The 261-nt window shown below is 68.2% G+C and carries 1 protein-coding gene; it reads left to right on the top strand.

Translation table 11 applies throughout. The features are described from left to right. Positions 1 to 261 (top strand): M28 family peptidase (locus tag ACLJNW_RS26065; protein ID WP_410961484.1); only part of this gene is annotated, 261 nt, incomplete at both ends.

Raw genomic sequence — 261 nt, 5'->3', positions numbered from 1 at the left:
CACTACGACACCTACTACGGTCGCCCGACCCTGCAGGGCCTGGACGATAACGCCTCGGGCGCGGCGGTGCTCACCGAGATCGCCCGCAACCTCGGCGGCATCGCCCTGGAGAACGGCCTCGAGGTGGTCGGTTTCGGCGCCGAGGAGGAAGGCCTGCGCGGTTCGCGTGCCTACGTCGAGTCCCTCGACGCCAGCCAGCGCGCCAACCTGCTGGGAATGATCAACCTCGACAGCCTGGTCACCGGCGACAAGATGTACGCC

This window comes from Salmonella sp. SAL4457 (genome assembly GCF_046548235.1).
GTDB lineage: Bacteria > Pseudomonadota > Gammaproteobacteria > Enterobacterales > Enterobacteriaceae > Salmonella > Salmonella enterica.
This window is presented reverse-complemented; position numbering and strand designations above follow the sequence as displayed.